Consider the following 23,757-nt stretch of genomic DNA (forward strand, 5'->3'; position numbering starts at 1 on the left):
TATCGCGTCGTAATACTGTCAAAACAGCCCCGCCGCAGGGATTCTCGCGACAGGGCCGGTAACAACGCTGGCGCCGGGCTCAGCTGACCGGCACTTCGCTGTGAAACGGATAACCGGTGTACCCGCGCGCATCGCCGCGATAGACAGAGACTGCGGAACCTTTCTTTCGACCGTAAAGCAGCGCGGCTCACCAAGGTATCGACTTGTTGTAGCGATCCGTAAAGCGCAGACCCGGAACCCCGAAGTTTGCCTCGATCATGTCCACCACGAGTGGAATGCTTTCCGAAATATCCAGCGTCGCATTGCTGCCGCCCATGTCTGTCCGGACCCAGCCGGGGGCAACAAGAAGGAGCGCACGCTTGTCTTTAGGGTGACGCTGCGAGAACGCTTTCATCAGCATGTTCAAGGCCGCCTTGCTCGAACTGTATAGTTCCCAGAACCCAGTGGAGTTTTCGATGCTTCCAATCTCGGATGACATCACAGCAATTACACCGTTCTCCGCGACCAGGTTGTGGAACATTTCGACGATCCGCATGGGACTGAGCGCGTTGGTGAGCATCATGTCCAGATAGTCGCTTTCGTCCACCTGCAGCGGTGTGAGCTCGTTTGCCTTACAGACGCCGGCGTTGACAAATAACACATCGAGCCTGCGACCATCGAGGCGCTCATACAGAGCCCTTACCGATTCCAGGTCCACGACATCCACGGTTTCGGTGGTGACTCTTCCGGGACATTGCGCCTGCAGTTCTGCGAGCTTTGGAGACGATCCTCGCGACGTGGCGATTACGTTGTACTCCCGTCCACTGAACTCCGATGCAAGTGCCAGGCCGAGTCCGCGAGAAGCACCAATGATCAGTGCAGTTTTTTTCAGTTGCCATTGAATGTGCACTCCATAAAGAAAAGAATAGCCATGTCTGGTCTCGTCGAAACACCGAAACCAGGTTGTGCGCGCTTGATGCGAAGTTACCGCTCGCACGATGTCGAGTCGAGAGCGTTGCCGTCATTGCAGAAATGACCAGCCGACATGCTCCGGTTCACCCGACACAACATGGCAGTGGAGTGCGCGAGTGCGCAACTGGCCGCTCCCCGCAATGGCCGGTTAGCTTGCTTTCACTTTCCACAGCGCCGAGGCACGAATCATCGCGCCGTTATTGAGCGGCCTGACGCGACCGTCCTCGCTGGTAGGTGAAGCCGTTACGCGCGATTGCGCGGGACTCATAGCGCAGATTCCGCTGCTGCGTTACGAGTCCCGCGCGTATGAAGCGAGGCGTTCCCGCCGATATTCATTCCGCCCGCCTTGCCTTAGACGCCCTTTACAAAATCAACAACGGCATCCGCGATTTCCCGTGCGTGCGTCTCGAGCGCGAAGTGCCCCGTGTCGAGAAAACGGACTATTGCGTTCGGCAAATCACGCTTATAGGCCTCTGCGCCCGGCGGGAGGAAGAACGGATCGTTCTTGCCCCAGATGGCCAGCAGCGGCGGCTGATGCTCGCGGAAATACTTCTGGAAGGCCGGATAAAGCGCGACATTGCTCGCGTAGTCTCCGAACAGGTCGAGTTGGATCTCGTCCCGTTCCGGACGGGCGATATAAAAAGCGTCGAGCCCGTAGCCGTCCGGCGAGATTTGCGTCGGGTCACTGACGCCGTGCTCGTATTGCCAACGGATCGACTCTGGCGTCAGCAGTGCACGCAATGCCTGGCGGTTGGCATCACCTGGTTCTTTCCAATAGCGCTGGATCGGATTCCAGCCTTCCGACAGTCCCTCTTCGTACGCATTGCCGTTTTGCGAGATGATGGCCGTCACGCGTTCCGGATGGGCCATCGCCAGGCGGAAGCCCGTCGGCGCACCGTAGTCGAAGACATACATCGCATAGCGTGCCATGCCGATTACTTCCGTAAAGCGGCCAATCACTTTGGCGAGGTTGTCAAAGGTGTAGGCGAACTGCGCACGCGGCGGTTGCGCCGACAGGCCGAAGCCGGGGAGATCGGGCGCGACGACGTGGAAGTGCTCAGCAAGCATCGGAATCAGATCGCGATACATGTGGCTCGAGCTCGGAAAGCCGTGCAAGAGCAGCAGGCCAGGCAGGGAAGGCTGGCCTGCCTCACGGTAGAACACTTCGAAGCCGTCAACGTCGGCAGTGCGGTAGCTGATGGATGCCATGATAATTACCTCGCGAATGTGTGAATGCACCGTCCCGGTCTTGACGCTGTCCAGCGGCGGTGCGGTGAGGCAAATGATCGCCTGATCGACGCACTTCGATAACCCGGCAAAAGAGAGAACCAGCCTTCCGTTAAGCGGAAGGCTGCTGTCGGCAGATGCCTTGGTGCCAGCGGGAGGTGCGGCTGTGGCGGCAGGCAGACGGCACTCGCTGGCCGAACCCGGAGCTAGGCTTTGCGAACGTTGCCGGCGTTATTGAGTTTTCGCTGATGCGCCGTTGCGGCCAAGGTTGGCGAAGGGCGCATCTATCGGTGTCATCTATCCTCCGTTGCCGCGAGTCGGCTTCGGATGACGTGTCGAACCAGGCGCAGGCCATCTGCGCAGCATAGAGAGACGGAAGTTGCATCGGCGAGGCGTTGCGCATTCCCCATTGAAAAAACAGGGCGCCCCTATCTGCGCATTACGGTCGCGCTACCCAGCCCTTCGCCTGCCGCATCGACCGCACTCGCTCGCCAACGCGCCTTCCCGCGTTCGACCGGCAAGGCAAACCGCCATGCCACCCCAATGGCACGACGCTTGCGACGCTGGCTTTGCGAAAGCACCGACATGGCGCTTTCGCAGAGCAACAGCGCGACTCCGCGCCAGGGAGGCGAACATCGTGGACCCATCGCTCGCGCCGGACGTGTCCGCAGCACCCGGCTTACCGGTTGTCATCCTGTACCGCCAGCGGAGCGAAGCGCACCGCGCCGGTCATGAAGGCGAGACCTTGCGCGAACTGGCGCGCCAGATCGCCGAACTCAAAGGCACGCAGGTGGCGGGCGAATTCCGCGACGGGCAAGCCTATCCGGCGAATCGGTATCTGATTCCCGACGATACCTTGACCCTTGCGCAAGCGCACAAACTCGGCGTTCGGTCGGTGCATGACCTGTACGGCGGCGTCGTGCCGTTTCCGTTCGTCGCGACAAAACTGATCGCGCACAGTCTGCCAGGCGGGGCAAGCGCCGCGCCGCCTGGCTGGTCGCATGCGCTCGGTGCACGCAGCGCGTCGCTGGTATTGCCGGGCTACGCGGCATTCTCGCGCGACGACGCCCGCAGCGCCGCACGCGCGCTGTGGGACGGCGGTCGCGTGCGCGTCAAGCGTCCATATGGAATCGGCGGCGCGGGACAGGCGCTGATCGAAAACGAGGACGAACTGGAAGCGCAACTCGACGCGCTGGGCGACGAAGCGCTGCAACGCGACGGCATTTCGATCGAGCGGCATCTGGAGGCGCTCGACACGTTCAGCGTGGGGCAGGTCGCGCTAGACGATCTCGTGGTGAGCTACTACGGCGTGCAGCATCTGACGCGCAACAATCATGGCCACGATGTGTACGGCGGCTCGGAACTCGTCGTGGTGCGCGGCGGCTTCGACGTCCTCGAACGGCTCGAGCTCACCGCGGACTTGCGCGAATGCATTGCCAAAGCACGCGCTTTCGATGCTGCGGTGCAGATCGACTACGCGGGATTCTTTGCATCGAGGCGCAACTATGACGTCGCATGCGGCGTCGACGCCGCGGGCGTGCGTCATTGCGGCGTGCTCGAGCAATCGTGGCGCGTGGGCGGCGCGACAGGTGCGGAAATTGGCGCGTTGCGCACGTTCAGGGCCAATCCCGACGCAGGTGTGGTGCGCGCCTCGACACGCGAAGTGTATGGAGAAAACGTGCACGTGCCCGAGGGCGCGTGTCTGGTCTATCGCGGCATCGATAGCCAGGCTGGACCCATCACGAAGTTCTATACGCTCGACCCCGACACGTTGCAAAGGAGCAGCGACTCATGACGGCAGACCGTTACCAGTTACAGATCAAGCTCGAGCGCGGGCATCTCGACGGCACCATGCTGGTTCCGAAAACAGCGGTGCCTGGCGTGCTTTTCGTCCACGGTTGGGGTGGCAATCAGGAGCAGTATCTGGAGCGCGCGCGGCAGGCGGCGGCGCTCGGCTGCGTCTGTCTGACGTTCGACCTGACCGGCCACGCCCGCACGCAAAACGAACAGCAGACGGTCACGCGCGAAACGAACCTGAAGGACCTGCTTGCCGCGTACGACACGCTCGCCGAGCATCCGACAATCGACCGCGGTTCGATTGCGGTGATCGGCAGCAGCTATGGCGGCTATCTCGCGGCCATCCTGACGGAGCTACGGCCGGTGCGATGGCTGGGCCTGCGCGTGCCGGCGCTCTATCTCGACGACGGCTGGAACACACCCAAGCGCGCGCTGCACGCCGAGCACGATCTGGTTGCATACCGCAAACGCGTTGTGCCGGCCGCGGAAAACCGCGCATTGCGAGCCGCTGCGAACTTTCACGGCGACGTGCTGCTGGTCGAATCCGAGCATGACCAGATCGTTCCGCACACGGTGATCGCGAGCTATCTGCAGGCGTTCTTGCAGGCCCATTCGCTCACCTATCGCGTGATCGAGGGCGCGGACCACGGCTTGTCCGACGTCGGCAGCCAGCGCGCCTACACGGACCTCATTGTGAACTGGCTCTCGGAGATGGTTCAGGGCTCGCGCGCCGGCAGCCGCGGCGCGGCCCGCAATCACGCCAAGGTCTAGGCGGAGAGGGGCGGCTCACGCTGTCATTGCCGCATGCATCTCGCTGCGCTGCATCCTGCTGCAGACCGATCATACGGAGCCCTGATCATCTGCATCGAACGACCCGGTTCGCATGTCGCCGTCGCGAACATAGCGCGTGATGATCACGCCGCGCGGCGTGCTGACCGACTGTGCGAGTCTGAACGCAGACGCAGGCGCGTTCTCGCCGAACAGACGCTTGCCGCGCCCCAGTATCAGCGGATAAATCACCAGCCGCAGTTCGTCCACCAGATCGGCGGCGAGCAATTGGCCGACCATATTGCCGCTGCCGAACGTCAGCAAAGCCGCGCCCGTCTGCTGTTTGAGCGCACGTATCGCGTCCGCGAGAGCGCCTGCGAGCGCGTGGCTCTCTCGCCACTCCAGCGTGTCCGGCCGATGCGTGGCCACATGCTTGGGCACGCCGTTCAAAAGATCGGCGATGCCGCGGCTCGGCGAATCGGCCGCCACATGCGGCCAGTACCCGGCGAATATGTCGTACGTGCGGCGCCCAAGCAGCAATTCGAACGGTTCGACGAACAGTTCCTGCAAGTAGCCTGAGATCGCGTCGTCGGCATACGGCACGATCCAGCCGCCGAGGCGGAAGTCGCCGCTCGGATCCTCCTTTGGACCGCCGGGCGCCTGAATGACGCCGTCAAGACTGATGAATGCAGAAACGGTGAGCTTGCGCATGAGCTTTCTCCGGATTGACGGACGCAATCTGTCCATCAACACGACGAGCGAGTCGCGGTGGAATCGACGGCGCGCAGACGTTAGCAGGCATGGTGTCAGGCGGTGCTCGCGCGATTCGTGCGCGGTGCCGCGACGGGCGCCCGCCGACAAGCGAACTCATCTATCCAGTTCCGCGGATTGGCGCGCATCGCGCTCCTTGCCGCTGCGCCGGTCCGCGTTCGTGCCGCGGGGCGACGCGGCAGCGCAGGCTTCGAGCGCGACGACTGCGCGCTTTGCGACATCGACGGTTTCATTGCAGGCCTGGACATCTCGCAGCAGGCTGCAACGAGTGCCCCAACCGAGTTTGGACAACGCCGCGCGCAGCTTGGCCAGCGCCGCTTGCGGCGAGCCGTTGTCGGCGACGAGCGAAGCGAGGTCGAACGCGCTGCCGGCCGGAGTCGTGACTACCGTCGGGCAAGCCCAGACGGCGTCGGCGCTCGACATGAAGAGCGCCAGCGCGAGGCCGACGGTGCCCGGCCGCAAACCGGCGCGAACGGCGCAATGCGTATTCATCGAAACGGTCATGGGAGGCTCCGGACGGCGTCGCTGCAATGCTCACTGCAATGCGGATTGCATGCTACGGTCCAGTATCGGCGCGGTATTTTTCATTCTGCTTTCAATGGCCGACGAGAGCGGGGCGTTAGCGCTTGCGACTGAGCCGCTCAAGTGCCTTGCGATACTTGCGACGCGTATAAGCACTCGCGTAAAGCGCGAGGATCAAGCCGACGCGGCCGTCGCGAAAATTTCCCTTGCGAATGTACCACTTCATGAATGCCCCCAACGGGCTGAACCAGCCCTTGAATCGCAGCACGACAGGGCGCTCGTGTCGGTCCGCAAGGTCGAGGGCGGCGAGGTCTGTATAGAGGTCCAGCTTGCGCTTCATTTCCGCTGTGGTTTCGAACGTATGATGGATCAGCGGCGCTTCAATCCGCCCGCCGCTTGCAGCACCGGTCAGCGTCTCATGCACGCTGTGCCCGGTGAAACGCACAGCGCCTCGCCGATAAATACGGATGGGATAGTCCGGGCACGACACGGGCATCAGCGCATGAATCAGCTTGCCCATCACCACCCAGTCGCGCCTGACCGCATACGCGTCGTGACTGAAGCCGTGGGCCTTCAAGGCGGCGATTTCGTCGATCAACGCGTCGCTCGCAATTTCGTCGCTGTCGAAGAACATCACCGTTTCGTGCAGGCACTGGCCGTTGGCGAACTCGCGTTGCGCGCGAAAATTGTCGAACGCGTGATGCACGATGCGCGCGCCATGCCGTGCAGCAATGGCGAGTGTCGCGTCGCTGCTGCCGCTGTCCACGATCAGTAAGTCGTCTGCGGCACGCCTTGCGGCCGTCAGCACCCTGTCCAGGTGACGCTCGCTGTTGTGGGTGAGGACGTAGACGGATAGTGGGGTCAACCGGGCTCCTGCAATGGTCTGTGGGGCCGGTTCGCATTGTGCCGTCCGGTCATGCATGTTTGGGTGCGAGCAAACTTCCGGCCTGGCTCGCAGGAGACGTACCGCATGCCATGAGTCCGCCTACTGCCGTAATGCCGGGTTCCGTGGTTCGCCGGCGAAGCTGTTTGCAAGGTTTGCGTTGTTTTTTGGCGACTTTGTAAGCTACGCAAACCGCGAACATCGGCGTACTGGCGGCTTTTGCCGGGAAGTCTGCATGCTTTCATACAAAACACCCGATTTTCAGCTTCCGCAAACATGGCTACGATTTGTAAGGCGTCAGCGTTCCCAAACGTTCGGCGTGTGTGTTTGTTTAGCCGCAGCTTTGTCTGCGGCTTTTTTCTATGCGTTGTTTGGGCCGCCAGTGTGGCGCGTGCTGGTGGCACCTACGGCGGCGCCCGACGCGGCTTTCCGTGACGTAGCCGGGTGAACGCGGCGCGCCCGTTTCTCCAGACTCCCTCTCTCGCCTGTCTCGCACGCGCGGCGCCTCGCAGCGTATCCGGCTGTCTGCGCGCTGCTTCCAGCCTTTCCACTGCGTCCCATCTCTCTGGTAAACCCGCTTGCGCGGTATTTTTGATGCGCCTATATTGCTATACACCATCAACTATTACTATGCGATAAAACATGAGCAATGACGTGTTGTTCTCCAATCGCGGCCGGGTCGCGATCATCACGCTGAATCGCCCGGAGCGGCTGAACGCATGGACCACGCCGATGCGCGAGACGATCATCGAGGCGCTGGAGCGTTTCAACCATGACCCGGAAGTCGCCGCGATCATCATGACCGGTGCCGGCAATCGGGCATTCTCGGCAGGGCAGGATCTGTCGGAAGCGCATGACTTCGACGGCGAGCGCGCGGTCGCGTGGGTCAAGGAATGGCAGCGCTACTACACGGCGCTGCGCAGCCTGTCGAAGCCGCTCGTCATGGCGCTCAACGGTACGGCCGCGGGCTCGGCGTTTCAGGTGGCGCTGCTCGGCGATATTCGCGTCGGTCATGCCGGCGTGCGCATGGGGCAGCCCGAGATCAACGCGGGCATTGCCAGCACCACCGGGCCGTGGATCATGAACGCGATGCTCGGCATGTCGCGCACCATTGAGCTGACGCTCACGGGCCGTTTGATGGACGCCGAAGAGTGTCATCGCATCGGCCTGATTCATCACCTCGTCGACGAAGACAAGGTGTTCGACAAGGCGCTCGAAATAGCCACCGAACTTGCGGCCAAGCCGCCCGTCGCGATGCGGCTCGACAAGCAGCGTTTCCGCGAAATGACGGAGCCGGGCTTTATCGACTGCATCGAAGCGGGCGAGCGCATTCAGCGCGAAGCGTACGACTCCGGCGAACCCGCGCGCATGATGGAAGAGTTCTTCCGTCAGCGCGCGAAATAGCGAGTCACGGGCGAGGCACGCGGGGCCGCTCGTGCTCAGCATGGTTAGTGGAATGCGCGAGCCGGTTTTGGTCGTGGTGCTCGCGCCCCGCCGCAAGTCCAGCCGCAAGGCCAAGTCAAGCCGTTCCCAATCTCAACTTTAGTGCGGAGACCTGAACAATGACGCAAGACTTCAACCCGGCACGCCGCCGCGTTCTTCACGGCGCGGGCGCGCTTGCCGTGGCGGGCGCACTGCCGCTCGCCGTGCGTGCGCAGGAAAAGCAGATCGTGGTCTCGGACCCGGGCGGTCCTTACACTACCGCCTATCGCGAAGCGTTTTACGATCCGTTCGAGAAAGCGACCGGCATCAAGGTCGTGAGCGTCGCCCGTGAATCGCAGCCGGTTGCGCAATTCGCGGCGATGGTGCAAACGAAGAATTACGTGTGGGACGTCACCACGCTTACGCTTTCCGCCGACATTCCCTACCTCGAAGCGAAGGGGCTGCTGGAGCCCATCGGTCTGAAGGCGAGCGACTATCCCGACATCATGCCCGAAGCGATCACGCCGAACTGGCTGGGCGTGGACGTGTATTCGACCGTGCTTGCGTATCGTGCCGACAGGTTCAAGGACAACGGACCGAAAACGTGGGCGGATTTCTGGGACGTGAAGAAATACCCAGGCCGCCGCTGCCTGCGGCGCAGCCCGCTCGACACGCTGGAACAGGCGCTGCTCGCCGACGGCGTGCCGCTCGACAAGCTGTATCCGCTCGACGTCGACCGGGCATTCAAAAGCCTCGACAGGATCAAGCCGCACGTGAACATCTGGTGGACTTCCGGCGCGCAGGCTATGCAGGCGATCCAGAGCGGCGACGTCGACATGATCTCGACGTGGAACGGCCGCGCGCAAGCCGCGAAAGACGCGGGCGCGCCGGTCGCGATCGTATGGAATCAGGGGCTTTATTCAATCGAAGGCTGGGGCATTCCAAAGGGCACACCACGCGCTGAGGCAGCGAAGCAGTTCGTGCGTTTTTGCGCCGACGCGAAGCGCCAGGCGCTGCTCACGCGCACGCTGGCCTACGGGCCGACCAACAGGAAAGCGTTCGAGACGATCGCCAAAGAGCGTGCGGCGCTATTGCCCACGGCCCCCGACAATATCCGCGACATGCGGTTGCCCAGTCCGCAATGGTGGGAAGCGAACCGTCAGAAAGTCACTGAACGGTTCAATTCGTGGATCATTTCGTGAGGACTGCACGATGAGCTCGAAACTCGAGGCGATAGGCATAGCCAAGCGCTACGGCGACGCAGTGGCGCTCGAACCGACGGACCTCGCCGTGCAGGCGGGCGAATTCCTGACGCTGCTCGGTCCGTCGGGTTCGGGCAAGACCACACTGTTGCAGATGATCTCCGGCCTCGTCGCGCCCAGCGCGGGTCGCATCGAGATCGACGGGCGCGACGTCACGCATGTCGAGCCGGGCAAGCGCGGCATCGGCATGGTGTTTCAGAGCTATGCGCTGTTTCCGCACATGAGCGTGTGGGACAACGTCGCCTATGGTCTGCGCATGCGCCGCAAGTCGCGCGACGAGGTGCGCGCGGCGGTCGACAGTGCGCTCGCCATGGTGCGCATGACCGACTACGCGAAGCGCTTTCCGAAGGAGCTGTCCGGCGGGCAACAGCAGCGCATTGCGCTGGCGCGCTGCTTTGCGTATCGGCCCTCGGTGATTCTGCTCGACGAGCCGCTCGGTGCACTGGATAAAAAGCTGCGCGAACACATGCAGTCCGAAATCCGCCGGCTGCACAAGGAGCTCGGCGCAACCTTCGTCTACGTTACGCACGATCAGGACGAGGCGCTGACGCTGTCTGACCGCATCTGCCTCATGAATCAGGCGCGCATCGAGCAGGTGGGCACGCCCGCCGACCTGTACGACCGTCCCGCAACGCGCTTCGCGGCCGGCTTCATCGGTCATTCGAATCTGCTCGAAGGCGCGCTCGACGAGACCCGCGGTGCAAGCGGCGAGCCGATCCTGCTTGCGGCGGGCGGCCGCATTCCGTTGCCGGTCAGCGCGCTCGACACCATCAGGATGACGAATGGAAATGCCAGGGGCGCTTCCGGTGCTTCGGTCTCTGCGCCGGCGTCCGCTTCTGCTGCGCGCCACACGCTGCTCGTGCGTCCCGAAGCCCCGCGTTTCGTCGAGCCGGCCAGCGGATTTGTCGACGGCACGATTGCGGACGTGGTGTTCTTCGGCAGCGACACGCGCGTGCAGCTCGCAATGAACGACGGCAGCGAGCTTACCGTGCGCTGCGAGCGCAGTCTGTCGCCGCGCGTCGGCGACAAAGTGGGCCTCGTCTGGGACCCGTATCGCACGACGCTGCTGCATAGCTGAAAGGGACTGGAATGACCATCGCTCTTCACGCACAACGCGAAAGCGAAGCCTCGCGGCGCGGCCGCTCCATGTGGCTCGCGCGCAGCCTGCGCTTTTTGCCGATCCTGCCCACGCTTCTGTTCCTGCTGGTGTTTTTCGTGCTGCCCGTCGGCGAGATTCTGCAAGGCGGACTGGTCGGCGCGGACGGCCAGATCGGCCTCGCGCAATTCGAGCGCATCGCGCGCACGCCCGTCTACGCGAAGGTGTTGTGGATCACCTTCGCGATATCGTTCATGACGGCGGCGCTTTCCATTCTGCTCGGTTATCCGGTCGCGTACATGTTGAGCCGCCTGTCGGAGCGCGCCCGCGAACGCTGGCTGCTTTGGGTCATGCTGCCGTTCTGGACCAGCTACCTGGTCAAGACATACGCGTGGATGTTGCTGCTTTCGAAGACGGGCGTCCTCTCCACCATTGCGCTCTCGCTTGGCCTCGTACGCGAGACGAGCGGCACCATTCCGTCGCTGACCGGCGTGTTGATCGGCATGGTGCATTCGATGCTGCCGCTCGCCGTCATGACCATGCTGCCGGTCATGCGCGGCATCGACGACCGGCTGACGCAGGCCGCCGAAACGCTGGGCGCCGAGCGCAGCACGAGCTTTTTCACGGTGTTTCTGCCGCTCTCGTCGCCGGGCGTGGCGGCCGCGGGCCTGCTCGTGTTCATTTCGAGCCTCGGCTTTTTTATCGTGCCTGCGCTGCTCGGCTCGCCGAAAGAAACGATGATCGCGCAACTTGTGATCTCGTCGGTGCTGGAGCTCTTCGACATGCGCTTTGCCGGAGCGCTTTCAACTGTGCTGCTCGTCTGCTCGATCGTGATTTTCTTCATATACGACCGCATGGTGGGCCTCACATCGCTTACCGGCGAAGTGGCGCAGCGTCAGCGCGGCTCGCGCGCTCAAGGATTCAAGCTTGCACTTCTGATGAGCGCCGGGCGCGTCTTCGCACCGCTCATGATGCGCCGCAAGGCGCACGCGGAAGAGGGCGCGCGCGCGGCAAGCCCGCTTGGCTTCTATACATGCGCCGTGATGCTGGTGCTGGTCGCGCCGGTGCTGTCGGTCATCCCGTATGCGTTCACGAAGAGCGACTACATTGCGTTTCCGCCGAAGCTCTTCAGTGTCCGCTGGTTCGGCACCTTCATGGATTCGCCGGTGTGGCAGAGCGCGGTTATCCGCTCGTTCGAAGTGGGCCTCGGCACGGGGCTGCTGTCGCTGCTGCTCGGCTTCGGCGCCACGCTCGCCATGACGCGCATGCCGCGCCGCGCAAGCAAGCCCGTGTTCGCGCTGCTGGTCGCGCCGCTTATCGTGCCGCGCATCGTCGTGGCCGTCGGTCTGCTGTATCTGTTCGGACGCTTCGGGCTGACGGGCACGAACCTCGGCCTCGTAATCGGTCATACGGTGCTTGCGATTCCGTATGTCGTCGTCACGCTCGCCGCGGGTTTTCAGCGCTTCGACTGGCGCCTCGACGACGCCGCGCGCGTAATGGGCGCGTCGCCGTTGCGCCGTATCACGTCGATCGTACTGCCGCTGCTCATGGCAAGCGTGAGCGCCGCATTCCTGTTCGCTTTCCTCGTTTCATTCGACGATCTGACCATCGCAATCTTCGTTTCCGGCGGCATCAACTCGACACTGCCCAAGCAGATGTGGGACGACATCCAGCTCGCCATCACGCCGACGCTAGCGGCGGTGTCGACCACGCTCGTGATTCTGATTGCGCTCGTCGTCGCGGTCTCTTCGTGGCTCAAGCGCAAGACGCGCTAAATCCCGGTCATTCAACTCGTTCACACATGCATCGTTATCCAGAATATTTCGCTCATCGGCACTCAAACGACGAACTCGACTGTGCGCCTCTGCTTGCAACAGGATTGCGCCGCGATCCGACGCGCACCATCGTGCATTTCGAAGATCACGCGATGACCTGCGAAGAGGCCGCCCGGCAGGTCGCGCGATTGCAGCGCTGGTTTGGCGAGCACGGTCTCGTGCAAGGCGATCGCGTCGCCGTGATGCTCGGCAACAGTCCCGAGCATATTCATCTGATCTACGCGCTGCACCTGAGCGGGCTCGTGTGGGTGCCCGTCAATACGAAGCTGCGTGCGGCGGGCCTCGAATATCTGCTGCAGCACGCCGAGCCGAAGCTCTTCGTGATCGACGACGAGTTCGATGCGCTGACCGCGGAACTCGATTGCGGCACCGCGCTGCGCACGCACCTGCCCGCGTTGAAGGCTGACGATGCCAAGCATGCGAGCGGCACAGCCACCGACTTCGCAACCCCGGCAATCGGCGTGCACGATCCGCTGTGCATCATCTACACGTCCGGCACGACGGGCGCGCCCAAGGGCGTCGTCTTCACGCACCGGATGATGCGCATTGCAAGCGAGGCGGCGTTACGCGTTGCCGACGTGCGCGACGGCGACCGGCTGTTCCTGTGGGAGCCGCTGTGCCACATTGGCGGCGCGCAAATGTTGTTGCTGCCGTTCCTCGCGAACGTGACTTTGCATGCGGTGCCGCGTTTTTCCGCATCGCAGTTCTGGCAGCAGATCGGCCGCGCGGGCGCGACGCAACTGCATTACCTGGGCGGTGTACTGGACATTCTGATGCAGTTGCCCGCAAACGAGCAGCCCGCGTCGCATACGCTGCGCGTCGCCTGGGGCGCGGGCGTGAGTGCTGCGTCGTGGCAGCCGATTCAGGCGCGCCTGAACGTTTCGTTGCGCGAGTGCTACGGCATGACGGAATGCTCGAGCTTCGCGACGGCGAATCTGACCGGCAAGGCCGGCTCGATCGGTCGCGCGTTGCCGTGGATCGACATCGACTTGCTCGACGAAAACGGCCAGCCGGTATCGAACGGCGAAGCAGGGGAGATCGTGCTGTCGAGCAAAGTGGATGGCACCTTTTTGCCGGCTTATCTGAAGAATCCGGAAGCAACGCGCGCCGCGCTGCGCCACGGGCGGCTGCACACCGGCGACCGCGCGCGCCGCGATGCGGATGGCGACTTGTTCTTCATCGGCAGGCAGACGGATAGCATGCGCGTGCGCGGCGAGAACGTGTCAGCGTGGGAAATAGAGCGCGTTTTCGCCACTCACCCGGCCATTCGCGTCTGCGCTGCAATCGGTGTCGCGTCGGCGATCGGCGAACAGGACATTCTGCTCGACGTCCAGTTCCGGGACGAGCCGGTCGCGTGGCCCGCTCTGCACGCATGGGCGCGCGAGCGGCTCGCGAGTTTCCAGTTGCCGCGCTATTACCGCGCGGCAGCCGGCTTTGAGCTGACGGCGAGCGAGCGCGTCAAGAAACATTTGATCTCGCGTGATACGCAGGACGCCTGGGACCGTCTGGCAACCGTCGCGCAATAGCTATCGTATATAGGTAGCTGATTAGGGCTATGCGATAATTTCTTGTTCGAACCAGACAGATACCGACGTAATGAGCGACGAGCCCAAAGCCGCACGCAAGCGCAACAGTAGAGCCGCCAAACCGCGCGCGGAAGTTGCCGACCCGAGCGCGTCTTCGCTTTATGTGCAGTCGGTGGAGAAGGCGATGAAGGTGCTCACCGCGTTCGACGGCAGCAAGAGGCAGTTGTCGCTCTCGGAGATCTCGTCGTCCACCGGGTTCGACATGAGCGCGACGCAGCGCTTCACTTACACGCTGGCCGCGCTCGGCTATCTTTTCAAGGACCCGGACAGCCGCAAGTACGAACTGTCGCCGCGGCTTCTCGACTTCACTTACCACTATCTGACTTCGAACGATCTGGTTAGCCGCGCGACGCCTTATCTGCAGCAACTCGGATCGGAGACGGAAGAGGCGACCAACCTCACGGTGCTGGACGATACGGACATAGTGTTCGTGCTGCGTATCGTGAGCCGCAATGTATTCAACGCGCACGTCATTACCGGCTCGCGTTTGCCCGCCTATTGCACGGCGCCTGGGCTCGCGATTCTGGCAACGCTGCCGGACGGCGAAATAGACGACATTCTTTCGCGCACGAACCTCGTGCCTTATACGGCCTCCACTGTGTATGAGCCGCGCAAGATCAAGGAGCGGATCGTGCAGATCCGCAAGCAGGGTTACGCGCATACGGAAGACGAATACTTTGTAAGCGACATTTCCACGGCGGCCGCCATCACGAACGCGCATGGGCGTGGCATCGGCGCGGTGAACATCGCAGTGGCGCGCTCGCGCTGGCAGGCGGAGCGCGACGAGAAACGCTTCGCGGATCTGGTCATTTCCACCGCCTCTGCAATTTCCACGCGTCGGCGCATCGAATAGCGGCGCGGGTAGTCCACCGTGGTGCCTTATCCGCCTTATCCGCCTCACGCGCTGCAGGCGCGCTCTGCTGCGATTGCGTACGAGGCACGCGCCATGCTGTCTTTGTCGAAAACGGCAAGCGCCGTGACACCAGGAGACAGAGATGAGAGCCTTGAAAGTTGCAGGCGTCGCATGCGTCCTGTGCATGACGAGCGTGGCTTACTCGCAACAAAGCGGTAACGCGCCAGCGAACAGCGGCACGCAAAGCGGGCAACCGGTTCAGCCGGGACCGGCGGGACAGGCAGTGGACAAACCCGCGGACCTCGGCACGCCGGGCAACAAGCCCGGGAGCCTGATGCAAAAGCGCGCGAACGCGCTGTCGCCGGAGGGTGCGTCGGGGCCGTCGCGAACCGGCGAAGTCAAGCAATAGCGACAGGTAGGCGGCCGCAGCGGGGACCGTCGCCAGACGGTTTCGCACGCAGTGAAGCGTGCGTGGGCGACTTGGTAAAGGTGCGCGTGCGCACTGTAGTGCGCCGCTGCGCAATCGACCACGGCCGCCGCTACCCGAACGGTTTAAAGACGCATTGTGGAAGTCGATCCCATCCGCCCGATTCCTCGGTGCTTGACAATCTATCTGCAAGTAGATAGAGTGCGTCACATGGACACGACAACATCAGTGCGCGAACAGATTCTCGATCACGCCATTACGCTGATCATGATGCGCGGCTATAACGGCTTTAGCTATCGGGACCTGTCGAGCCTTGTTGGAGTCAAGACGTCGAGCATTCACTACTACTTCCCCTCGAAGGACGATCTGGTTCTCGAAGCGGTAAATGCGTATAGCAGCGAGGTAATCAGCACGCTCAAGGGCGTGGACGAATCGCTGCCTCCCGAGGTGAAGCTCAGCAAGTATGCCAAGCTGTTTGGCCGCACGCTGGGCGACGGGCGCCAGATCTGTCTGTGCGGTATGCTGGCGGCCGACATCGAAACATTGCCGGAGAACATTCGGCAAGCGGTGCAGGCGTTTTTCAAGGCGAACGAAAAGTGGCTTGCCAAGGTACTGGCGGAAGGTTTGCAAGCGGGTACGCTCGCAGTGAATGGCAAGCCCGAGAATGCTGCGCGCGCGCTGTTCGCGGCGTTCCAGGGCAGTGTGCTGGCAAGCCGGTTGTTCAATACCAGGGCGCGGCTCGAAGACGTCGAGGCGTCGGTCCGAGTGGTTCGGTGATAGCGGTCGCAGCCATAGCGGCTAACCTCGTCGCTGGTATTTGTTTGCTGGAGTGTCTATCTTTCAGTAGATAGAAAAGTATCAAGCTGGTAGATTCAAAGCGGTACATGTTTGTTCCATGCTTCGCATTCGCCTCTATCGGTATAGAGCGACGCGACTTCAAACCTGTTCAAAAGGAGCTTCACCATGTCGATCGAAAAAGTTCTGTATCGTGCTCATGCTCACGCTACCGGAGGCCGCGACGGCCGCGCCGTTGTTCCGGAAGGCAAGCTGGATTTCAAGCTGACCACGCCGCGCGAACTGGGCGGTGCGGGCGGCGACGGCGCCAACCCTGAGCAACTGTTTGCGGCCGGCTACAGCGCGTGCTTCCTGGGTGCGATGAAGTTCGTGGCGGCTCGCGACAAGATTGCGATTCCCGTAGACGTCGCGATTGACGGCAGCGTCGGCATCGGCGCGATTCCCAACGGTTTCGGCATTGAAGTGGAACTGAAGATCTCGCTGCCGGGCATGGCACGCGACGCGGCGCAGGCACTGGTCGACAAGGCGCATATTGTCTGCCCGTATTCGAACGCTACGCGCGGCAACATCGACGTGACGCTGACTATCGTTTAACGACGCTTCAACGGCGGTTCAACGACGGTTTAACCAGGACTTCGGTCCATCGGGCCAATCGTCGAATGTATTGAATCCGGGTTCCGGCACGAGGCGCGACCGCTTCGCGCTGCCGGAACCCTCTCCATTTCTGCCGCGCCAATCGGCCGCGGCCCGCCGCGCGCAATCGCGCCGCTCTCCGCGTAAACCCCGCCACAGGAAAATGCTCGCCGTAAGAACCGGGTAAGGGGCCGCTCTTAACGTATGGTCGAGCGCATCGAAATAACCACAACACATCGCATGCGCGAGCGCATTGGCTTGCATTCCCAGCGAATTACGCACGCAAATGCCCCATGGCTGCGACTTCGTTTGCAGCAGGGCACCTTTGCACGCGGCGAAAGATACTCATGCAGGAGACGGAGATGGACCTGGAACTCGCGAACAAGATCAGATCGAGCGCGGCCTACCGCGAACTGGTGCGAAAGCGCTCGCGGCTCGGTTGGACGCTGACGGCGCTTGTGCTGATCGTCTACTACGGCTACGTGCTGCTGATTGCGTTCAACAAGGACGTGCTTTCGGCGAAACTCGGCGCGGGCGTCACCACGTGGGGCATGCCGATCGGGCTCTTCGTGATCGTGTTTACGGTCGCGATCACGGGCTTTTATGTGCGGCGCGCGAATAGTGCGTACGACGAACTCACTGACCAGATCAAGCGGGAGGCCGTATGAACACGCGCCGATCCGGTACTGCGGCTGCGCTCTTCGCCGCTTCTTCGAGCTGCTTCGCGGCAGGCGCCGACCTGGGCCAGGCGGTCAAGCAGGCGACCAACTGGACTGCGATCTGCATGTTCGTCGCGTTCGTGATTGCAACGCTTTTCATCACTAAATGGGCTGCGCGAAGAACGCGCTCGGCGGCCGAGTTCTACACGGCGGGCGGCGGCATCACGGGCTTTCAGAACGGCCTTGCGATTGCGGGCGACTTCATGTCCGCTGCCTCGTTTCTCGGCATTTCTGCTGCGGTCTACACGAACGGCTACGACGGTCTTATTTACTCGATCGGTTTTCTCGTGGGCTGGCCGATCATCACGTTCCTGATGGCGGAGCGGCTGCGCAATCTCGGCCGTTTCACCTTTGCCGACGTGGCCGCTTACCGCTTCAAACAAGGCCCGATTCGCGCATTCGCCGCATCCGGCACGCTCGTCGTCGTCGCCTTCTACCTGATCGCGCAAATGGTAGGCGCAGGCCAGCTCATCAAGCTGCTGTTCGGGCTCGAGTACTGGATCGCGGTAGTGATAGTCGGCGCGCTGATGATGGTCTACGTGCTGTTCGGCGGCATGACCGCCACGACGTGGGTGCAGATCATCAAGGCGTGTCTGTTGCTCGCGGGTGCGTCGTTCATGGCCTTCATGGTGCTGTGGCAATTTCACTTCAGCCCCGAGGCGCTCTTCGCGAAAGCCGTTGAAGTGCACGAAAAGAAAGCGTCGATCATGGGGCCGGGCAATTTCATCAAGGACCCCATCTCGGCCATTTCCTTCGGCATCGCGCTGATGTTCGGCACGGCCGGCCTGCCGCACATCCTGATGCGCTTCTTTACCGTGCCCAATGCAAAGGAGGCACGCAAGTCGGTGTTCTGGGCCACCACGTGGATCGGCTATTTCTACATTCTCACGTTTATCATCGGCTTTGGTGCGATCGTGCTGGTGAGCACCAACCCCATGTTCAAGGACGCAGCCGGCAAGCTGCTCGGCGGCAGCAACATGGCGGCGGTGCATCTGGCGAGTGCGGTGGGCGGCAACGTGTTCCTCGGCTTTATTTCGGCGGTGGCGTTCGCGACCATTCTCGCCGTGGTCGCCGGGCTCACGCTCGCCGGCGCGTCGGCCGTGTCGCACGACCTGTATGCGACCGTGTTCAAGCACGGCAAGGCGTCGAGCGCCAATGAGCTTTTCGTGTCGCGCATCACGACTGTGGTGCTGGGCGTCGTCGCCGTCGTGCTCGGCATCGTGTTCGAAAAGCAGAACATCGCGTTCATGGTGTCGCTGGCATTTGCGGTGGCCGCTTCGGCCAATTTTCCGGTGCTGTTTCTGTCCGTGCTGTGGCGCGGCTGCACGACGCGCGGTGCGGCAATAGGCGGCTTTCTCGGTCTTCTGTCAGCCGTGCTGCTGACGGTGCTGTCGAAGGCGGTCTGGGTCGACGTGTTTCATTTCGCGAGCGCGCCGTTCCCGTATGCGTCGCCTGCGCTGTTCTCCATGGCGCTGGGCTTCGCCGGCATCTGGTTGTTTTCCGTCACCGACAAATCGGCGCGCGCACGCATCGACCAGGCGGGCTTCGACGCCCAGGCGGTGCGCTCGGAAACCGGCATTGGCGCGGTAGAAGGCGCGAGCCACTAGATCTCGCGTTGCCGTCATGGATCGGGAGCGGTCGCGGCGTCATCCGCCGCGGCCGCCGCGCCTCGGGACACGCAGGTACGGTCGCGTCGCGCCGATGCGGACAGGCGCGGCCTAAATCGCGACACGCGCCGTTCCCCGCCGTTGCCCTCAGTTACCCGCCGTTGCCTATAATCGGCTCCGATGGCGCGGCGAGTATGTCTGCGCGGGCACGTCACGCAAGAATCGTTAGAGAAGAAAAATAATTCGTCCTGCCGTGTCGATTTCGCGGGTGTTGCTTCGTCGTCCACATAGCGGCATACAGTCGGCCGCCATCTGAGCGATACTGACAGGAGACTCGCGATGACAATTCAGAAGATCACCCCTTTTCTCTGGTATTCGAACGAGGCCGAAGAGGCCGCGGCTTTCTACACGAACATCTTCCCTGACTCGCGAGTCGTTCGCGTCACGGCAGTGCCGGCCGCAGGCGCGACGAAAGTGGTCGAGTTCGTGCTGTTCGGCCAGACCTTCTACGCAATGAGCTCGAGCGGCAACGACACGTTCAATCACTCGATATCGCTTCTCGTCAGTTGCGCGGATCAGGCGGAAATCGACCGCTACTGGGATGCGCTGCTCGAGGGCGGCGGCGCGCCCGAGGCGTGCGGCTGGCTGAAAGACCGCTTTGGCGTGTCGTGGCAGATTGCGCCGGCCGATGTCATCGCGATGATGGGCGACCCCGACGCGGACAAGGCGCGGCGCGCGGCCGAGGCAATGATGAAAATGGTCAAGTTCGATGTCGCCGCATTGAGGGCGGCGTACGAGGGTACGGCGGGCTAGGGCCGGGGCCGGGGTTAGCGCTAGCGCGATCCGCTCGTAAGCCGCATTCTGGCTTGCCGCGCCGCAACCCGTGTGGGCCCCGGTGCTACGCAGCGGATAGAAGCGGGCGCTCTCTGCCCGTGCCCACCCGTCTATCGGTTCAATGCGAGGACACGTATTCGGATCCGGCATGCGCGGGCGGAATCGCAAAGCTCGCACGCATGCGCCGCGCTTCCGCAGCGGGCGTCAGCCCAAAAAGCCGCTTGAATTCCCGACTGAATTGCGACGTGCTCGCGTAGCCCACAGCCACGCTCGCGGCCTCCGCCGACATGTCGTGCCGCAGCATCAGCAGGCGGGCCTGGTGCAGGCGCGTGGACTTGACGTACTGCATCGGCGAGGTCTGCGTGACGGCCTTGAAATGCGCATGAAACGTGGGAATGCTCATGCCGGCCTCGCGCGCAAGCAATGGGAGGTCGAGCGCACCCGCGTAGTCGGAATGAATGCGGCGCAGCGCCTTGCCGATCCTGCCGAATTGACCTTGCATGCCGAGCGCCGCGCGCATCGCATCTCCCTGCGGGCCGGTCAGCACCCGAAAGTAGAGCTCGCGCAGCAGAGACGGACCGAGCACCGCTGCGTCGAGCGGCCGGTTCAGCGCTTCGAGCAGGCGCAATACGGTGTTTCGCAAGGGCTTGTCGAGCGGGCTCGACATCATGCTTTGCGGCGCCTGTGCGCTGTCCGGCAGCGCGTGACCTTCTATCTGCGCAAGCAGCTCGGCAGCCAGCTTGAAGTCGAGATGCAGGTAGATCGCGAGCAGCGGACGCTGCGCATCCGCGTCGGTCTCCATCGTAAACGGCACCGGCACTGAGACCGCCAGATAGTGCTGCTCGTCGTACACATAGAGCTGGTCGCCGAAATAGCCGCGCTTGCGTCCCTGGCAAACGATCACGATGCCCGGGTCATACAGCACCGGCGTGGACGTCAGGCTGCGATCCGAGCGCAGCACGCGCACGCTCGCGAGCGCCGTCAGGTTGTAGCCCTCCTCGGGGGCGAGCGCACGCACGAGCCCGACCATTGTCTGCTGGTCGCGGCGAGAAGGCACGCGCGGCGCGCCACGGCTGTCCTTTTTTGTTGTTTGAGATGTCATAGAAATAGGCAATAAAAAGCCATAATTCGGCCTAAAACTCGTGAGGCCGGAAGAATAGTATGCACTTTCCGTTTGACTCCTGGAAAGGCATCTCATGACATCGAACAGAATTTTGCTGATTACCGGCGCGAGCAGCGGCTTTGGCCGCGCTCTCGCTCAGCAGGCGCTGCAGGACGGTCATCGTGTGGTCGGCACGGTGCGAAGCGAGGCCGCGAAAGCCGAGCTGGAGGCGCTCGCGCCAGGCAGGGCGTTCGGCCGCCTGCTGGACGTGACCGACTTCGACCGGATCGACGGCGTCGTAGCCGATATCGAGGCAAGCGTCGGCCCCGTGGATGTGCTCGTGAACAGTGCCGGCTATGGCCACGAAGGCGTCATGGAAGAGGCGCCGCTCGCCGACCTGCGCCGGCAGTTCGAAGTAAACGTGTTCGGCGCAGTGGCGATGATGAAAGCCGTGCTGCCCTACATGCGCCAACGCCGGCGCGGCCACATTCTCAACATTACGTCGATGGGCGGCTTCATCACCATGCCCGGCATCTCGTACTACTGCGGCAGCAAGTTTGCACTCGAAGGAATCTCGGAAGCACTTGGCCAGGAGGTGCGGTCATTGGGCATTCATGTAACCGCCGTTGCACCGGGCTCTTTTCGCACCGATTGGGCAGGGCGCTCCATGTCGCGCACGCCGCGCTCCATTTCCGACTACGACGCGGTATTCGATCCGCTGCGCAAGGCTCGCGAAGAGAAGAGCGGCAAGCAGCTGGGCGACCCGGTGAAAGCCGCGCGCGCGATGCTGGCTGCGATCGCGGCGGAGCAGCCGCCTGTGCATCTACTGCTCGGAAGCGACGCCTTGGGTCTCGTGCGCGGGAAACTGACTGCACTGTCTGACGAAATCGCCACGTGGGAAGCGCTCACGTTGTCCACGGACGGCTGAGGCGGGTCCACGGCTTTACCCGCGAGGCGGGTCCACGGCTCCACTCGCACGCGCCGCGCGCAGAAGCTCGAGGTCTCAGAGGTCCTGCGGCGCGACGCCCCGTTGCTGTGAACCCGCACCATCGCTGTGCCTCAGCGCGTCAAAACACGACGCCCTGAATCCAGAGCGATCAGCGTTTTGACGCGTAAAGCCGCATCGCGCCGATACTCGTCGCGTATGGCATAGCCTTTGCATAGTGCAGCCGCAAAGGATCAACGGCGATTCTTCCCGAATGCATTCGTAGCACGAGATACGCAGTAACGAGCAGCTTTGGACAACGGCGTCCCCTGAAACCAGTCACACGACCGGTTTCTCGGGACGCTTTTTTGTTTCTGGAACGACGATGGCAGACAAAGCAATCCGTATAGACCTTTTCAGCCTGCGCACGCCGGCCATGCGCGCCTTCCATCTCACGTGGATGGCCTTTTTCGTATGTTTTTTCGCGTGGTTTGCCTGCGCGCCGCTGATGCCGCTCATCAAGCGCGAGTTCGGGCTTTCCGCCGATCAGGTCGCGAACATCAACATCGCCGCCGTGGCCGTGACCATTCTCGTGCGGCTCGTGGTCGGCCCGATGTGCGATCGCTACGGACCGCGCAAGGTTTACTCGGGGCTCTTGCTCATAGGCGCGTTGCCGGTGCTCGGCGCTGCGGTTTCCACGGGCTACGAGAGTTTTCTGCTCTGCCGTCTGCTAATCGGCGCGGTCGGCGCGAGCTTTGTGATCACGCAGTACCACACGTCGATGATGTTCGCGCCGAACGTAGTGGGCACCGCGAACGCGACGACCGCGGGTTGGGGCAACACCGGCGCGGGCGCCGCGCAGGCGCTGATTCCGTTGCTGCTTGCCGCGATCATCGTGCTGGGCGTGGGCGAGTCGTCGGCCTGGCGCCTGGCGCTGCTGGTGCCCGGTCTCGCGATGCCGGTCATGGCCGCGTTCTACTGGCGCTTCACGCAGGACTGCCCGCAAGGCAACTTCAGCGAACTGCGTGCGCAAGGCATGACCATCGACGGCGGCAAGAAGGGGGGCTGGGCGAGCTTTCGCACGGCCTGCGCGAACTACCGCGTATGGATGCTCTTCATTACCTATGCGGCGTGTTTCGGCGTGGAGGTGTTCATCCACAACATTGCGGCTATCTACTACGTCGACCATTTTCATCTGTCGCTGAAGGAAGCCGGCATGGCCGCGGGCAGCTTCGGCCTGCTCGCGCTCTTTGCACGCGCGCTGGGCGGCTGGGTATCGGACCGTGCCGCCGCGCGGCGCGGCCTCGAAGTGCGCTCCACGCTCTTGTGTGCGCTGATGATCGGCGAGGGGCTCGGCCTCGTGGGTTTCGCGCACGCGACCAGCATCGCGCCGGCACTCGTTGCGATGCTGGTCTTCGGGCTCTTCACTCATATGGCGTGCGGCGCCACTTATGCGCTCGTGCCGTTCATCGACCGCAAGGCGCTCGGCGGCGTGGCCGGCATCATCGGCGCGGGCGGCAATGTCGGTGCAGTGGCGGCGGGCTTCCTGATGAAAGGGATAGGCGGCATTCAGCAGACGCTCGCGACGCTCGGCGTGCTCGTCACGCTGTCGGCGCTGTGTGCGTTGGCGGTGCGCTTTAGCGGCGAGCACAAGGCCCGCGAAGCGGCGTTGAGGGAGCGTGCGCTCGCCGCCGCGAGCACCCAGAGCGTGGCCAACTAACCCGACATTCTCGTGCGCCTCG

The 23,757-nt window shown here is 62.8% G+C and carries 22 protein-coding genes; 16 read left to right on the plus strand and 6 right to left on the minus strand.

Annotated features, from left to right (window positions below; all coding sequences use genetic code 11):
* Nucleotides 1–187 precede the first annotated feature (187 nt).
* Both JNB89_RS15515 and JNB89_RS15520 read right to left on the minus strand, forming a co-directional pair.
* Nucleotides 188–871 (minus strand): SDR family NAD(P)-dependent oxidoreductase, encoded by a 684-nt coding sequence (locus JNB89_RS15515; RefSeq protein ID WP_220362845.1) that lies wholly within the window; start codon nt 869–871, stop codon nt 188–190.
* A gap of 431 nt (nt 872–1,302) precedes the next feature.
* Entirely contained in the window at nt 1,303–2,160 is an 858-nt protein-coding gene (locus JNB89_RS15520) for an alpha/beta fold hydrolase (RefSeq protein WP_220362800.1), read from the minus strand.
* Between the two features lie 655 nt (nt 2,161–2,815).
* Here JNB89_RS15520 and JNB89_RS15525 point away from each other — a divergent pair.
* Nucleotides 2,816–3,973, plus strand: coding sequence for a DUF3182 family protein (locus tag JNB89_RS15525; RefSeq protein WP_220362801.1), 1,158 nt, complete (start codon nt 2,816–2,818; stop codon nt 3,971–3,973).
* A complete protein-coding gene (locus JNB89_RS15530; RefSeq protein WP_220362802.1) occupies nt 3,970–4,746 on the plus strand; it encodes an alpha/beta hydrolase family protein in 777 nt (258 codons plus the stop codon). Before JNB89_RS15525 ends, JNB89_RS15530 begins: the two co-directional genes overlap by 4 nt.
* Before the next feature lie 69 nt (nt 4,747–4,815).
* Here the strand turns inward: JNB89_RS15530 and JNB89_RS15535 are convergent, their stop codons facing one another.
* The 3 genes from JNB89_RS15535 to JNB89_RS15545 all read right to left on the minus strand — a co-directional run bounded on the left by JNB89_RS15535 (nt 4,816) and on the right by JNB89_RS15545 (nt 6,901).
* A complete protein-coding gene (locus JNB89_RS15535; RefSeq protein ID WP_220362803.1) occupies nt 4,816–5,454 on the minus strand; it encodes a dihydrofolate reductase family protein in 639 nt (212 codons plus the stop codon).
* 156 nt (nt 5,455–5,610) lie between these two features.
* The gene (locus tag JNB89_RS15540) at nt 5,611–6,018 is read right to left on the minus strand and encodes a hypothetical protein (RefSeq protein WP_220362804.1); all 408 of its coding nucleotides are present in this window, start codon (nt 6,016–6,018) and stop codon (nt 5,611–5,613) included.
* A gap of 115 nt (nt 6,019–6,133) precedes the next feature.
* The gene (locus JNB89_RS15545; RefSeq protein WP_013338925.1) at nt 6,134–6,901 is read right to left on the minus strand and encodes a glycosyltransferase family 2 protein; all 768 of its coding nucleotides are present in this window, start codon (nt 6,899–6,901) and stop codon (nt 6,134–6,136) included.
* Nucleotides 6,902–7,561: 660 nt separating this feature from the next.
* Between JNB89_RS15545 and JNB89_RS15550 the strand changes: the two genes are divergently transcribed.
* The 12 genes from JNB89_RS15550 to JNB89_RS15605 all read left to right on the plus strand — a co-directional run bounded on the left by JNB89_RS15550 (nt 7,562) and on the right by JNB89_RS15605 (nt 19,967).
* Nucleotides 7,562–8,323: an enoyl-CoA hydratase/isomerase family protein gene (locus JNB89_RS15550; protein ID WP_220362805.1), complete on the plus strand. Its 762-nt coding sequence runs from the start codon at nt 7,562–7,564 to the stop codon at nt 8,321–8,323.
* Nucleotides 8,324–8,481: 158 nt separating this feature from the next.
* A complete protein-coding gene (locus JNB89_RS15555) occupies nt 8,482–9,543 on the plus strand; it encodes an ABC transporter substrate-binding protein (protein WP_220362806.1) in 1,062 nt (353 codons plus the stop codon).
* 10 nt (nt 9,544–9,553) lie between these two features.
* The gene (locus JNB89_RS15560) at nt 9,554–10,681 is read left to right on the plus strand and encodes an ABC transporter ATP-binding protein (RefSeq protein WP_013338928.1); all 1,128 of its coding nucleotides are present in this window, start codon (nt 9,554–9,556) and stop codon (nt 10,679–10,681) included.
* Nucleotides 10,682–10,692: 11 nt separating this feature from the next.
* A complete protein-coding gene (locus JNB89_RS15565) occupies nt 10,693–12,474 on the plus strand; it encodes an ABC transporter permease subunit (RefSeq protein ID WP_220362807.1) in 1,782 nt (593 codons plus the stop codon).
* A 26-nt stretch (nt 12,475–12,500) separates the two neighbouring features.
* Nucleotides 12,501–14,060 carry an AMP-binding protein gene (locus JNB89_RS15570; RefSeq protein WP_220362808.1) on the plus strand — a complete coding sequence of 520 codons (1,560 nt, stop codon included), beginning with the start codon at nt 12,501–12,503 and terminating at the stop codon, nt 14,058–14,060.
* 70 nt (nt 14,061–14,130) lie between these two features.
* A complete protein-coding gene (locus JNB89_RS15575; RefSeq protein ID WP_013338931.1) occupies nt 14,131–14,973 on the plus strand; it encodes an IclR family transcriptional regulator in 843 nt (280 codons plus the stop codon).
* Between the two features lie 142 nt (nt 14,974–15,115).
* A complete protein-coding gene (locus JNB89_RS15580) occupies nt 15,116–15,382 on the plus strand; it encodes a hypothetical protein (protein WP_220362809.1) in 267 nt (88 codons plus the stop codon).
* A gap of 228 nt (nt 15,383–15,610) precedes the next feature.
* Nucleotides 15,611–16,177 carry a TetR/AcrR family transcriptional regulator gene (locus JNB89_RS15585; RefSeq protein ID WP_220362810.1) on the plus strand — a complete coding sequence of 189 codons (567 nt, stop codon included), beginning with the start codon at nt 15,611–15,613 and terminating at the stop codon, nt 16,175–16,177.
* Nucleotides 16,178–16,363: 186 nt separating this feature from the next.
* A complete protein-coding gene (locus tag JNB89_RS15590; RefSeq protein WP_220362811.1) occupies nt 16,364–16,789 on the plus strand; it encodes an organic hydroperoxide resistance protein in 426 nt (141 codons plus the stop codon).
* Between the two features lie 401 nt (nt 16,790–17,190).
* Nucleotides 17,191–17,496 (plus strand): DUF485 domain-containing protein, encoded by a 306-nt coding sequence (locus tag JNB89_RS15595; RefSeq protein WP_013338935.1) that lies wholly within the window; start codon nt 17,191–17,193, stop codon nt 17,494–17,496.
* Entirely contained in the window at nt 17,493–19,154 is a 1,662-nt protein-coding gene (locus JNB89_RS15600; RefSeq protein ID WP_013338936.1) for a cation acetate symporter, read from the plus strand. Before JNB89_RS15595 ends, JNB89_RS15600 begins: the two co-directional genes overlap by 4 nt.
* Nucleotides 19,155–19,493: 339 nt before the next feature.
* Nucleotides 19,494–19,967: a VOC family protein gene (locus tag JNB89_RS15605; protein WP_220362812.1), complete on the plus strand. Its 474-nt coding sequence runs from the start codon at nt 19,494–19,496 to the stop codon at nt 19,965–19,967.
* 139 nt (nt 19,968–20,106) lie between these two features.
* Here JNB89_RS15605 and JNB89_RS15610 read toward each other — a convergent pair whose 3' ends face one another.
* Complete coding sequence (locus tag JNB89_RS15610) at nt 20,107–21,018, minus strand: AraC family transcriptional regulator (RefSeq protein ID WP_220362846.1); 912 nt, start codon at nt 21,016–21,018, stop codon at nt 20,107–20,109.
* Between the two features lie 166 nt (nt 21,019–21,184).
* Here JNB89_RS15610 and JNB89_RS15615 point away from each other — a divergent pair, with 166 nt between their 5' ends.
* Nucleotides 21,185–22,018, plus strand: coding sequence for an oxidoreductase (locus JNB89_RS15615; protein WP_220362813.1), 834 nt, complete (start codon nt 21,185–21,187; stop codon nt 22,016–22,018).
* A 382-nt stretch (nt 22,019–22,400) separates the two neighbouring features.
* The gene (locus JNB89_RS15620; protein WP_220362814.1) at nt 22,401–23,735 is read left to right on the plus strand and encodes an MFS transporter; all 1,335 of its coding nucleotides are present in this window, start codon (nt 22,401–22,403) and stop codon (nt 23,733–23,735) included.
* Nucleotides 23,736–23,757 lie beyond the last annotated feature (22 nt).

It is taken from the genome of Paraburkholderia phenoliruptrix (assembly GCF_019511605.1).
Classification (GTDB): Bacteria; Pseudomonadota; Gammaproteobacteria; order Burkholderiales; family Burkholderiaceae; genus Paraburkholderia; species Paraburkholderia phenoliruptrix_A.

Bases quoted from the DNA above. Each gene is read 5' to 3' on its own strand.
- JNB89_RS15520 (WP_220362800.1), bottom strand. From the start codon at position 2,160: ATGGCATCCATCAGCTACCGCACTGCCGACGTTGACGGCTTCGAAGTG.
- JNB89_RS15530 (WP_220362802.1), top strand. From the start codon at position 3,970: ATGACGGCAGACCGTTACCAGTTACAGATCAAGCTCGAGCGCGGGCAT.
- JNB89_RS15535 (WP_220362803.1), bottom strand. From the start codon at position 5,454: ATGCGCAAGCTCACCGTTTCTGCATTCATCAGTCTTGACGGCGTCATT.
- JNB89_RS15540 (WP_220362804.1), bottom strand. From the start codon at position 6,018: ATGACCGTTTCGATGAATACGCATTGCGCCGTTCGCGCCGGTTTGCGG.
- JNB89_RS15550 (WP_220362805.1), top strand. From the start codon at position 7,562: ATGAGCAATGACGTGTTGTTCTCCAATCGCGGCCGGGTCGCGATCATC.
- JNB89_RS15555 (WP_220362806.1), top strand. From the start codon at position 8,482: ATGACGCAAGACTTCAACCCGGCACGCCGCCGCGTTCTTCACGGCGCG.
- JNB89_RS15560 (WP_013338928.1), top strand. From the start codon at position 9,554: ATGAGCTCGAAACTCGAGGCGATAGGCATAGCCAAGCGCTACGGCGAC.
- JNB89_RS15565 (WP_220362807.1), top strand. From the start codon at position 10,693: ATGACCATCGCTCTTCACGCACAACGCGAAAGCGAAGCCTCGCGGCGC.
- JNB89_RS15570 (WP_220362808.1), top strand. From the start codon at position 12,501: ATGCATCGTTATCCAGAATATTTCGCTCATCGGCACTCAAACGACGAA.
- JNB89_RS15575 (WP_013338931.1), top strand. From the start codon at position 14,131: ATGAGCGACGAGCCCAAAGCCGCACGCAAGCGCAACAGTAGAGCCGCC.
- JNB89_RS15580 (WP_220362809.1), top strand. From the start codon at position 15,116: ATGAGAGCCTTGAAAGTTGCAGGCGTCGCATGCGTCCTGTGCATGACG.
- JNB89_RS15585 (WP_220362810.1), top strand. From the start codon at position 15,611: ATGGACACGACAACATCAGTGCGCGAACAGATTCTCGATCACGCCATT.
- JNB89_RS15590 (WP_220362811.1), top strand. From the start codon at position 16,364: ATGTCGATCGAAAAAGTTCTGTATCGTGCTCATGCTCACGCTACCGGA.
- JNB89_RS15595 (WP_013338935.1), top strand. From the start codon at position 17,191: ATGGACCTGGAACTCGCGAACAAGATCAGATCGAGCGCGGCCTACCGC.
- JNB89_RS15600 (WP_013338936.1), top strand. From the start codon at position 17,493: ATGAACACGCGCCGATCCGGTACTGCGGCTGCGCTCTTCGCCGCTTCT.
- JNB89_RS15605 (WP_220362812.1), top strand. From the start codon at position 19,494: ATGACAATTCAGAAGATCACCCCTTTTCTCTGGTATTCGAACGAGGCC.
- JNB89_RS15610 (WP_220362846.1), bottom strand. From the start codon at position 21,018: ATGGTCGGGCTCGTGCGTGCGCTCGCCCCCGAGGAGGGCTACAACCTG.
- JNB89_RS15615 (WP_220362813.1), top strand. From the start codon at position 21,185: ATGACATCGAACAGAATTTTGCTGATTACCGGCGCGAGCAGCGGCTTT.
- JNB89_RS15620 (WP_220362814.1), top strand. From the start codon at position 22,401: ATGGCAGACAAAGCAATCCGTATAGACCTTTTCAGCCTGCGCACGCCG.